An 11,771-nucleotide genomic window follows, 5' to 3' on the forward strand; every position below is an offset into this window, starting at 1 on the left:
TTTTGTGATTTTTTTCACACCATTTATAATTCTTAACAAATGCTATAATATCAATATTATTTGAACATTTGTTTTTATGGTATTTTGAACTTATAAAAACGCTATCAAAGAACTTTTTTCACAATTACAGTCTCTTGAACGAAAAAAGAAGAACGCAGCAATGATAAAATTGTTGCGTTCTTCCTTCTTCTTAACCAATCATTATCCTATCTTTTTTCTAACTATCCAAAGTACACCCAGTATGCCAAAGCCTAAGATCGTCACTAATGGATTTGTTAACTCTCCCGTCCGTGGATATTGTTTTTTTGAATTGGAGCTGGGTTTGCTCGCTTGCTGGCTGCTGAATTCTTCACGTGTTTCTGACGATTGAGGAAAATCTTTTTTTACTGGAACTGTTGCCCCATCCTTCGCATTCTCTTTTGTTAATACGACTAATTTATCCTCTTTAGTAAAAGTAAATGTTAATGGTTCACTATCAAGTACATATCCTTCTGGTGCTTTTATTTCTACTAATGAATACTCGCCCTCCGGTAAGGAGTTGATATGAAGTAGCCCATTCTCGTCAGTGATCAGCTTCCTACGAAGATACATTTTTTCCCCTGCCGCATTTTTTAGTTCAAACTCAGCCCCCTGAAGTTTTTCTCCCGTCGCTGAATCAGTTTTCGTCAAATTGATTCCTTTCTCTTCTTTACCTTCCTTATCAGAGCGGCTCGTCGATACAGGTGTTTTCGTTTCTTTTGTTAAGAAATCGTTCGCTGCTTGTTTTTTTATGCCTCTTTCAATAGACGTTGTCTCCTCTATCTTCTTCATTTTAGGAACTGCTAACATTGGAATATCTGAAATTTTACTTGCCAATTGTTTCTTCGTTACCGGTTGCTTCAAGATTCGAAAACGAACGCTTCGATTTTTCTCAGCTTGATAATCATATTGATTTCCCTCTCCGATACCGCCAGTAATCACAGCAACGTATTCAGGATCAGGAACCTCATGAATCAAATAACTATGTCCATCCTTTAACAGTGTTCGCCAGTCTGTTTCAATTTTATCTTTAAAGGCACCTTCAATTGTTTTAACTTTATAAAAATCAATCATTACTGATTCGTCCTGCCGGTCCAGCATTCTTTCTGTCACTCCATAGGCAATTGGTTTTCCTTCATCTGATTGATCCACGATAACATACTCAAAATTTCTAGAAGCTGCCATTTTTCCTTCAACCTTCATTTCAGCTTGAAGGAGTTCAACAGTTGTAAGAGGCGTCTCAATAATCTCGAGTTTAGGTATATTCAACGAGCTATTGCCTCCTGCATCAATCTCATTTCCTGCCTTTACAGCTTTCAGCCCGATCGTTAGTTGAAGACTATTTAACACTTTTTGCCTTGCACCTGACTCATTGATGGTCACTATCAAATGATTTCCTGTTAGCGAAGCTTGACCAAATATTTCTCCTGTTACTGAATCCTTCAATGATAGCGCTGAAAGATTATCCTTAACGCGAAAATAAGTGTCATCCGGCAAAGAAACTCTGAATGTATCTCCTACTTCAATTTGAGTCATCCATTCTTGGTTGATCTTCAATAAATAGCTTATAACAATCGAATCATTTACCCGAATCGGATTTTCTGTTGATTTTTCGACACCCTTGTTGTCTATTATCTTCGAACCCATAATGCTTATGTTCTTTGTAATATCGCTTGCCGCTGTTGAAGCTATTGGTAATGCTGAACCCAACGTCATTAAATAAGAAACCAATAGTAACAGCAAAACAAACAATGAAAATTTGCTTCCTTTCTTCATTTTTTCCCCCTCCAATGCACACGATTTACCAAACAAACTTCCTTGGAAGTAAAAGCTTCTCTTAATCCCCTTATGATTCTATCCGAAATACTACTTTTACTTATTTTCTCAGAATATCCACGAAATCTGGGGCTTTTTCCTAAACTAATTCTCCTTATTTTTTACTTATAATAAGCAATCTGGTTTTTTCAGTTAATGATTGGTTTACTGTTCAATATGTAAGAGGACATTAGAAAAATGAACGAAAAAAGGCGCGTATAACTACGCACCTAATTAGAGCTTATTGAAGCAAGAAAAAATCTTACTTTTCTTCTGTATTCTCTTCAGTTTTATCTTCTGGTGTTTCTTCAACGACTGGTTCTGTTGGTTCAGTTGTTTCTGGTTCAACTGCGGCTGGTTCAACAGGTGCTGCAGCTGGACGTACGCCAGATTTAACCGTTCTAATTGACGCGCGATCAAATATCAGGTAAATTCCTTCGCAGTCTAACGTGACTGTTTTGTCGCTATTGTTGATCTCAGAGATTACACCGTGTAAGCCGCCGATGGTTACAACGCTATCTCCAACTTTCATTGCATCTAATAAATTTTGACGTTCTTGCTGTTGTTTCTTTTGAGAACGATTCATAAAGAAGAACATTCCCAGCATCAACACAAGTAAGATAATCATTGAAAAGTTTCCCATTTTTAAATTTCCCCTCGCATTCTTAGTAAATCCACTTTTAACTGTAACAAAGTTTTTAAGGTTACACTAGCTTTTTTATTCAGACTTTAGAAACTTTTTGCGTTTTGCTTATTAAAGCCGTACTCTTCAAAAAAGGCTTGGCGGAATTCTAATAGATTATCATCCATGATCGCTTGACGAACTTGCTTCATTAGATTGATTAAGAAATATAAATTGTGGTAAGACGTCAGACGAATCCCAAAAGTTTCATCACAATGGATCAGATGGCGAATATAGGCACGCGTATAGTTACGACAAGTGTAGCAATCACATTTTTCATCCAATGAACGGAAATCGTGCGCAAACTTCGCATTCTTAACAACTAAGCGTCCAGATGAGGTCATACAGGTACCATTACGAGCAATTCGCGTTGGCAATACACAGTCGAACATGTCGACACCGCGAATCACGCCATCGATCAATGAATCTGCAGCTCCTACGCCCATCAAGTAACGTGGTTTATTTTCTGGAATCAATGGGGTCGTAAATTCTAAGACCCGATTCATTTCTTCCTTTGGTTCACCGACTGAAAGTCCACCGATCGAGTAACCAGGAAAGTCCATGCTGACAAGCTCCTTGGCACTTTGACGACGCAAATCCTCAAAGCCAGCACCTTGAATGATTCCGAATAGCCCTTGAGTCGCTGGATTGGCATGGGCTTTCAAACCGCGTTCCGCCCAGCGAGACGTGCGCTCGACTGATTTTTTAACATAGTCATAGCTTTCATCAAATGGGGGACATTCATCAAAGCTCATCATGATGTCGGAGCCTAATTTATTTTGGATATCGATGGCCTTTTCTGGTGATAAGAACATTTTTGAGCCGTTCAAATGATTCTTGAAATGAACACCTTCTTCGACGATATTTCGCATATCCGCTAATGAGAAAACTTGGAAGCCGCCAGAATCGGTTAAGATCGGCTGATCCCAATTCATAAATTTGTGCAGGCCGCCTGCTTCAGCAACTAAATCTTCTCCAGGACGTAACCAAAGATGATAGGTATTGCTTAAGATAATACCGGCACCCATCTCCTTTAATTCTTCAGGCGACATCGTTTTTACGGTAGCCAAAGTTCCTACAGGCATGAACATGGGTGTTGGGAATGTTCCATGAGGCGTGATAATCTCACCGAGGCGAGCTCCTGTATGTTTTTCTTTCTTTATTAAACGATAAGAAATGGCAGGTTCAGTCATTTAATTTCCTACTTTCTTCTATATGTATAAGTCTGCAACTTGTATCATGATACTGGTTTTAAACCGCTTTTGCAACTTTCTATCTAGAGCTTAAGAAAGAAGGATACTTCCTCTATTCATCTCAATCTCCTTGATACTTTATAATATCACCAGGTTGGCACTCCAGAACTTCGCAGATCTTGTCTAACGTTGAAAACCGGATTGCCTTTGCACGGTTGTTTTTCAGTATTGATATATTGGCAAGCGTAATTCCGACTTTCTCCGAGAGTTCGCTCACACTCATTTTCCGCTGTGCCAAAACAACATCTAAATCAATGATAATCGCCATCTTTTCCCCCTAAATGGTTAACTCGCTGTCACTCTTCAACTCAGTGGCACTTTTAAATAATTCCTCGACAATTTGCGTAAAAATAAACGCTGTGAACGGAATCGAAACGAACGCTAAACCAATCACCATTACGCCAGGAGCATCTTGCCGATCAGCAACTCTGTAAAAAAACGGTAAAATACCTACAAATACGATACTGACCAACAAAATAAGCTTCTTAATCTGCGAAACGACCTTCAACGTCTTGGCAGAAAAAGCCTCCGCACCCTTAATAAAATTCAAAATTCGATTTAATAGAAACAATACACGAAATCCTAATACAACGGAACCAAAAACCACGTAGTAAAGTAGACTGTTAATGACGTCTTTTCTTTCCGAAGAGAATTGGAAAGTAAAAATCACTGTGACAAAGATAACCAAGAACGAAATAATAATTAACGCCAGTTTAAGCAAATTGACCTTACGCTTCATCAAAACACCTCGCTAAAATTGATACCCATAGATTAGCATTCGAAAAATTGATATTCAATATTTTTTTGTTGATAAACGATAAATTTAACTATTTTTATAGATTTATACAGGTCGCTTTTAAAGAGACAAAAAACGCTAAGCAGATTTCAACTTAGCGTTTGCTTTTTATATATTTTCTGGATCGACTTCCGGCGCTTTGTGAAACTTAATTAGTTCAGTCACAATAATCGGAACTAATGAAAGCAGAATCGCGATAATCCAATGATTCATACTAATCGGAACCAAGTAGAACAGCTCCTGAGTTTGCGGAATCAAAGCAATCGCCGTGGTAATTCCTAGTGCCAACCAAGCCATTTGCGCCAATGATTTATTCGTAGCTAAATCAACTTTGAAAATCGACTTGCTGCTGCGAACATTAAATACATGTAGTATTGATGAATAAGCTAAGACCAAGAATGCCACAGTTTGACCAACTTCTAAACTAGGCGGAGTAAAGTAGCTAATATGTTCGACAAAAGCCCCGATATAAAAACCGATCAATGTCACTACAGTAAAGACCGCTGCATTCAAACCAATTTTCTTCCAGAGGCCACGGGCAAAGATTCCTTCATCACGAGGAATTGGTTTTTCATCCATGATTCCCGCTTCTGCTGGTTCTCTACCTAACGCAAAACCTGGCAAACCATCAGCGACTACGTTTACGAAAAGCAATTGAACGGCTGTAAATGGCGCCCCCCAACCTAGCAGCATAGCAATAACCACAATAAAGATCTCTGAGATATTACAGCTTAACAAGAAATTGATCGCTTTGCGAATCCCTTGATAAACAGAACGACCGCGGGCGACTGCATCAACAATTGTCGCGAAGTTATCATCCGTCAAAACCATATCGGCTGCGCCTTTAGCCACATCTGTTCCTGTAATCCCCATCGCACAACCAACATCACTGGCTTTCAATGCCGGCGCATCATTGACACCATCACCAGTCATTGCCACAACAGCTCCTGATCGTTGCCAAGATTTTACAATTCTGATCTTATCCTCCGGTGTTACTCGAGCATAGACAGATAGATCCTTGACGCGATCATCCAGCTCTTCATCAGTCATTTTTTGCAGCTGAGCACCAGAAATCGCCTCTTTGTGGCTCTTCATGATACCTAGTTCTTTTGCGATTGCTCCAGCAGTCACGACATGATCTCCTGTGATCATAACCGTTTTAATTCCGGCTTTTTTCGCACGGGCGATTGCCGCTTTTGATTCTGGCCGCGGTGGATCAATCATTCCGATTAATCCCATCAGACGTAAATTTTTCTCTAAAGCTTCTGAAGTAATCTCTTTCGGTTCTTCTTCATGGATCGCATAACCTACTGCAATGACCCGTAAGGCCTTTTTTCCAAAGCGATCATTGACGATCGCCGCTTGGTCTACGTCACCATAATGAAACTTCGGATATAAAACGTCGAAAGCGCCTTTTGTAATGGAGATAAATTTCTTTCCGCGCTTATGTACAGTCGTCATCATCTTTCGATCTGAGTCAAATGGTATTTCTCCAATTCGCGGATATTTTTCTTCCAGTTCTGCTTTCGTATGATAATTTTCTTCCACGGCACGAACAATCGCCGCTTCCGTTGGATTTCCTTTTATTTCTAATTCATTATCATCATTTTCCACGATGACATCGGTACACAAGGCCGCGATACTTAATACTTCCATCGCTTCATCAGTCATGCCTTCTTCTGTATCCACCACCGAATCCCCATGCGTCCAAACGCGACGAACCCGCATTTTATTTTGCGTTAGGGTTCCGGTCTTGTCTGAACAAATCACATTCGCAGAGCCAAGTGTTTCTACCGCAGGTAACCGACGAATAATCGCATTTTTCTGCGCCATCTTCTGTACGCCAAATGCCAAGGTCAAGGTCACGATAACGGTCAAGGTTTCTGGAACAGCGGCAACTGCTAATGAGATTGCTGTGATGAACATATCTAGCATTGGTTCCCCTTGCATCTGTCCAATGAAGAACACAAAAGCCGCAGCTGCCAAAGCGATCAAACTGATCCGTTTGCCTAATTGATTTAATCGTTTTTGCAGAGGTGTTTTTTGAGTTTCATCACTATTTAAAAGGCCAGCGATTTTTCCCATCTCGGTTTTCATACCTGTTGCCGTTACAATTGCTTTTCCGCGGCCGTTTACTACTGTCGAGCCTTTGTAAAGCATATTTAAACGATCACCTAAAGAATCGTCTTCTTCACCTTGGTATTCCGGATCTTTCATCACTGGTTCACTTTCACCAGTCAAAGCGGATTCTTCTACTCGTAATTGTGAGGCTTCTGCAATTCGCGCATCTGCTGTGATCATCGAGCCTGACTCCAGTAATAATGTATCACCTGGCACTAAGTCCTCTGCATCAATCTCTTCCTGTTTACCATTTCGTATAACAGTAGCCGTTTGCTTGTTCATGTCCTGTAAGGCTGATAATGCTTTTTCTGCATTTCCTTCTTGTACGATTGCTAAAACAGAGTTAATCACAACGATCGCAATAATTAGAAAACTCTCGAAATAATCACCATGATCTGTAGCAATGGCAGTGTATAAAGATATTACTGCAGCTACCAATAGAATAATCGTCGTAAAATCAGTCAAACTATGGAAAAACTTTTTTGCCAATGATTCTTTAGACGCTTCATCAAACTTATTTTTACCGTTATTTTTTATTTTCTCTTCAACTTTTTTTCTGTCAGTCCATCATCCAAACTAGCATCGTATTCGCTAACTACAGCATCCACTGTCTCTTTGTAGGGTTCCATCCTATTCCTCCTTTTGTTATAAAAAACTTGTCTATATTATTACTATAACACAGAAAAGCAGGTGAACTCAAAGCATACACCTTTTATTTTCGTCAAAAAGTAACAAATATAAATATCTAAAATAACCAGAGGTAATCGCTTTCAAAAAAGTTAGTAATATGCTATATTACAGATACAAGGAAGGAGGAACTTAGATCATTCGAAGGATTTCTCGATAAAGGAAAGTAGAAAAAAGTAAACAATAAAATTGTTAGTAATACAAGATTCACCGAAAAGTTGTCAATAGTGTACGTGTGAAGTATTTCTTTATAAATAGTGAATGCGTATCCAAGGTTGAGTAGTACATCAAACACACAAGTAAAATGATACGTAAGTAAGAAAAAGTTTCTTAAAACTGAATAGAAGTGAAAACGTAGTAAAAACAAATATTTATGTTTATAGTCAAGAAATTCATGTAATACTTTGCATGTATCATAAAGTAATATAAAATTCGAATGAACTAATCCTTCCGAAATTCTAAGAGCCAGGCTTATCGAGAGCCTGGCTTTTTTGTGTTTAAGTTTGCAACCCATTGAAACAACAACGATTTAAAGCGATTCTGAAAAAAATGATTACCTAAAGTTTGCACTGAATTGCTGTAATTTGAAGGTCGATTTTAGCCAAATTTTAGCCACTATTTTAACCGCAACACAGGAGGAATAACGTTGATACGTTGTTCCTTTTTTTATCAAAAAACCCTATCTCACTGATATAGAGCACTATTGTGATATCCGCCAACCAAAATCCCTTCTAGTGACACGATTATTACCACCTTCAATTTTATAGCCAATCCCCCCATATAATGATGGTGCACAACCTTGTGCAAATTCTTATACAGGAGGTTTTTTATGATTCACTATCGCAGGATATTGGAGTTGGCCGATGGAGGATTGAGCGTTCGTGCTATCGCCGACAGTCTTGGACATGGACGCCCGAAAGTCAGAGAGGTCATCGAACTGGCTAAAGACAAAGGATTAGCTTCTCCTTTGTCGGAGGAAATGGATGACCATTGGTTGGAACGTTTCTTTTCCCACATAAGACAATTGAAGGTTCTGATTATTATGGCATGATGAATTTTGATCAAATCCATCGAGAGTTAGCGATACCTGGTGTGAACTTAGCGCTGCTTCACCAAGAATATGAGGTGCTCTGTCGAACATTGCTTTTACATACTGCATTTACAGTCACTTTGTATTTGGTGACGGACAGGATTTTTCATATAGTTAAATGTAATAGTTTTGTTGCTGTTCGCTGTAATTGTCTGAGATTTGTTGCCTTTTAATGTGTAGCCATTAAATGTTTCTGATTTTGCTGTATAAGACTTTCCTGATTGAAATTTTTCTCTAAAGTATTTTCAATACATTTTGCTACCTTTCTAACAATTTATACAAACTCATTTTTTTCGGTTTTAATAAGTATCTTTCACTGATAGTTTTGGATACTTTATTGTTGGTATTTGTTTTTCAAGTTCTGATTTTAACTGTTGCTCTTCATCCGAATGATATCCTTCAAATTCTATTGATTTAATATCATCTTCATTAAAGAAAAAGTTATTCTCATTCATTTGCCCTTGTGGAAATACACAACCTGCATAATCAAAATAACCTATACTTCCCTGATTATCATAAAGTGGAAATCTTGATGTTATCATTAACTGTTGCTCGCCATCTATAAGTGTTACTACTGTACCAATTGGATGAATTTCCATCTCAAAAAACTCCTTCTATAATAGTTTAATCTGACTTTGTTCGAAATAATTTTGAAAGTAGAATATCTATTTGATTTTCATTTCCTTTAGTTCCGCATACAATTTTTTTCTAGCTTTTAAATTGTAATCTATTAAATAGAATACTCCCATACTCATTAAGACCATTCCACCAAATAAAAGATATACCGGACCAGAAATATGATATGCAATAATGCAAAGTAAGGTTCCAAATAGTAGAAAAAAGACTGCTCCTTTATTTTGATCCAATTCAACATTTGCTAATGCAAGATAATTGTCCATTCTTTTTTGGTCTATTCTTATACTCTTCACTACAATTTCTTTTTCAGCTTTTCGTTTTCGCTGCCACAGTCCAGCTACCATTCCATATACTGTTCCTAAAAGTACCGTCAGTAAGACACCGAATATCTCGTATTCCCTTTTTAAAACAAAAAAATCAAACTGTCTAATAAAGGCATAACTCAGTATATTTGTCGTTAATAAAAAAGCTGAACTAACTTTTTTTTCAGAATAATATACGCTTCCAAAACTCTTAGTTACTTTATTAAAGTAAATCTTTTTCTTATCATCTGTTTTACATAATGTCTACTGAATCGTTCAATTTCGTGATTATACCAGTACAATCCGTCTCTTTTTGATAAAATAAGTGCAAGACTTTTATCGATGAAAAACTAAAATCCATGCACTTTTATTATTTCTGGAGGGCTATGATGTATAAACCACACATTCATACACAACTTTCGTTCGAAGATTTTAATCAGCCGATCGGACTAAAAATGAATCCTGAAAACCGCTGGATCAAAAAAGCGGAACGAATTCCTTGGCTAGAACTTGAAAAGAGCTATGCCAAGAATTTTCGCAATAAAAAAGGAAACGTTGCGAAACCTCTGCGTATGGCGTTGGGCGCTTTGCTTATTCAAAAGGAATACGGCTACAGTGATGAAGAAACTGTCCTACAAATTCAGGAAAATCCGTACCTGCAATTCTTCATCGGTTTGCCCGGTTATCAAGACGAAAAACCTTTTGACGCGAGTTCAATGGTGCATTTCCGAAAACGATTAGACGAAACAACCTTGATTGAAATCAATGAAAAAATCATTGCTTTCAACACAAGGGCTGAAAAAATGAGCACGAATAAAGATGACCATGATGACGATGGTTCAAATTCTGGCACACTGATCTTAGATGCCACTTGTGCGCCACAAAATATCAAGTACCCTACAGATACCGAACTGTTGAACGACGCCCGTACGCATTCGGAAATAATTATTGATGCCGTCTGCGAAGAAAATCAATTGAAAAAACCTCGCATTTATCGAAGAATGGCGCGTAAGGTTTATTTGAATGTGGTTCGCCGCAAGAAAAAAAACAAAAAGTGGCTGCGTGCCCAAATACGCAAATTGTTAGGTTTCGTCAAACGTGATATCCGTATGATTCAAGAGTATCTTGATGAAGGTTATGTGTTATCAAATAAGCATCAAATTTGGTGGGGGACGATCCAAAAAATCTACGAGCAACAACAGTTCATGTATGACCACCGCACCCATTCTGTCGGGGATCGAATCGTCAGTTTCCATCAACCTTGGATTCGCCCGATTGTACGGGGAAAAGCTAAATCCGCTGTTGAGTTCGGAGCGAAATTCGATATGAGTGTGGATAATGGGATCGCCCGACTTGAGTGCACCAGCTTTGATGCCTATAACGAATCAGAAGTACTCGTATCGGCAATCCGTCGCTATCATGATCGACATGGCTGTTATCCGAAACGAGTGTTGGCGGATAAGATCTATCGAAACCGGAACAATCTGGCGTATTGTAAAGACCGAGGGATCCGACTTTCAGGGCCAGCTCTAGGGCGTCCAAAGAAAAATGCGAGTCGAGATAAAACCATCGAACACCAAGACAACGCGGACAGAGTAGAAGTGGAACGCGGGTTCAGTCTAATGAAACGCTGTTTTAGTGCGGGTTTGATCCGAACAAAACGCAGGGACACGACGCTTACCAGTATCGCTCTGAGTGTGATCGCCATGAATCTGTCAAAATTGACGGCAGATTTTTTACGCCAAATTTTCAGTTGGTCTTTGAGTTTCAGAAAAACATGGTCAAAGTCATCGAATTTTACATTTTACGAATATTTGGTAATTATTCAGTAGGCATTACATACATAAATCTGTTGATTTTTATTTTTTTTCATTATTTGTGTTATTCCTCTTAGGTTTCCTTATTGCATCGTATGCACTATCTGTTATATTACCAGCAGCCCAACCAACTACAGCAGCTCCAACTATAGCAACTCCACCTGTTAAACCTATGGCAGCTACTCCAGCACCGATAATTACCCCTGTTGCTACATGAATCAGTGTTTTATCCATTGCAGCTTGTCTACTCTCTCCTTAGTTTCTGATTGTAGGTCCTAGTATAGGAACGGCTTTGCTCGCTTTCCGCTCCTGCATATATAACCGAAGAGACGCCTGATCCAGAAACTTTCGTTCCAACATTATAAACAAATGTTGAAGCTGCTGGTCCAAGTTCTTCTAGAACGCCTAATCCAGAATGTAGAAAAACGCTTTCCCATGGATGCATACTCGCTGTAATTAATGTATGAAACAACATTCCTGCCTACTATTTTTAGAGGCCTGACATTCCATCTAGAATTTTTCGGAACATCTACAACGAGTGCTCCAACATTAGC

Annotated in this window: 11 protein-coding genes and 2 pseudogenes; 2 read left to right on the top strand and 11 right to left on the bottom strand. The window is 38.6% G+C overall.

Annotation, left to right across the window (positions count from 1 at the left end):
* Window positions 1-201: 201 nt before the first annotated feature.
* The 6 genes and pseudogenes from IGI52_RS12180 to IGI52_RS12205 all read right to left on the bottom strand — a co-directional run bounded on the left by IGI52_RS12180 (window position 202) and on the right by IGI52_RS12205 (window position 7,314).
* Window positions 202-1,794 (bottom strand): MSCRAMM family protein, encoded by a 1,593-nt coding sequence (locus IGI52_RS12180; protein WP_438781439.1) that lies wholly within the window; start codon window positions 1,792-1,794, stop codon window positions 202-204.
* 301 nt (window positions 1,795-2,095) lie between these two features.
* Complete coding sequence (gene yajC, locus IGI52_RS12185; RefSeq protein WP_034875538.1) at window positions 2,096-2,476, bottom strand: preprotein translocase subunit YajC; 381 nt, start codon at window positions 2,474-2,476, stop codon at window positions 2,096-2,098.
* 86 nt (window positions 2,477-2,562) lie between these two features.
* Entirely contained in the window at window positions 2,563-3,708 is a 1,146-nt protein-coding gene (gene tgt / locus IGI52_RS12190) for a tRNA guanosine(34) transglycosylase Tgt (protein WP_438781440.1), read from the bottom strand.
* A gap of 121 nt (window positions 3,709-3,829) precedes the next feature.
* Window positions 3,830-4,036, bottom strand: coding sequence for a helix-turn-helix domain-containing protein (locus IGI52_RS12195; protein WP_016179560.1), 207 nt, complete (start codon window positions 4,034-4,036; stop codon window positions 3,830-3,832).
* 9 nt (window positions 4,037-4,045) lie between these two features.
* Window positions 4,046-4,507 carry a DUF2975 domain-containing protein gene (locus tag IGI52_RS12200; RefSeq protein ID WP_438781441.1) on the bottom strand — a complete coding sequence of 154 codons (462 nt, stop codon included), beginning with the start codon at window positions 4,505-4,507 and terminating at the stop codon, window positions 4,046-4,048.
* 165 nt (window positions 4,508-4,672) lie between these two features.
* Window positions 4,673-7,314, bottom strand: a pseudogene (locus tag IGI52_RS12205) (cation-translocating P-type ATPase).
* Between the two features lie 887 nt (window positions 7,315-8,201).
* Here IGI52_RS12205 and IGI52_RS12210 point away from each other — a divergent pair.
* Complete coding sequence (locus IGI52_RS12210) at window positions 8,202-8,423, top strand: hypothetical protein (RefSeq protein WP_438781442.1); 222 nt, start codon at window positions 8,202-8,204, stop codon at window positions 8,421-8,423.
* Window positions 8,424-8,518: 95 nt separating this feature from the next.
* On the opposite strand, the pseudogene IGI52_RS12215 reads toward IGI52_RS12210, so the two are convergent.
* From IGI52_RS12215 to IGI52_RS12225, 3 genes and pseudogenes are all read right to left on the bottom strand, one after another.
* Window positions 8,519-8,671, bottom strand: a pseudogene (locus IGI52_RS12215) (hypothetical protein); the annotation flags it as partial.
* A 90-nt stretch (window positions 8,672-8,761) separates the two neighbouring features.
* Window positions 8,762-9,061 carry a DUF4176 domain-containing protein gene (locus IGI52_RS12220; protein ID WP_438781443.1) on the bottom strand — a complete coding sequence of 100 codons (300 nt, stop codon included), beginning with the start codon at window positions 9,059-9,061 and terminating at the stop codon, window positions 8,762-8,764.
* Window positions 9,062-9,127: 66 nt separating this feature from the next.
* On the bottom strand, window positions 9,128-9,442 hold the full coding sequence (locus tag IGI52_RS12225; protein WP_438781444.1) for a hypothetical protein: 315 nt from the start codon (window positions 9,440-9,442) through the stop codon (window positions 9,128-9,130).
* Window positions 9,443-9,789: 347 nt separating this feature from the next.
* Between IGI52_RS12225 and IGI52_RS12230 the strand changes: the two genes are divergently transcribed.
* Window positions 9,790-11,232 carry an IS5 family transposase gene (locus IGI52_RS12230; protein WP_438780235.1) on the top strand — a complete coding sequence of 481 codons (1,443 nt, stop codon included), beginning with the start codon at window positions 9,790-9,792 and terminating at the stop codon, window positions 11,230-11,232.
* A 27-nt stretch (window positions 11,233-11,259) separates the two neighbouring features.
* On the opposite strand, the gene IGI52_RS12235 is transcribed toward IGI52_RS12230, so the two are convergent.
* Complete coding sequence (locus IGI52_RS12235; protein WP_438781445.1) at window positions 11,260-11,451, bottom strand: hypothetical protein; 192 nt, start codon at window positions 11,449-11,451, stop codon at window positions 11,260-11,262.
* Window positions 11,452-11,461: 10 nt separating this feature from the next.
* Window positions 11,462-11,692: a hypothetical protein gene (locus tag IGI52_RS12240; protein ID WP_438781446.1), complete on the bottom strand. Its 231-nt coding sequence runs from the start codon at window positions 11,690-11,692 to the stop codon at window positions 11,462-11,464.
* Window positions 11,693-11,771: the final 79 nt, after the last annotated feature.

Source organism: Enterococcus sp. DIV0187 (genome assembly GCF_051713785.1).
Lineage (GTDB): Bacteria > Bacillota > Bacilli > Lactobacillales > Enterococcaceae > Enterococcus_A > Enterococcus_A avium.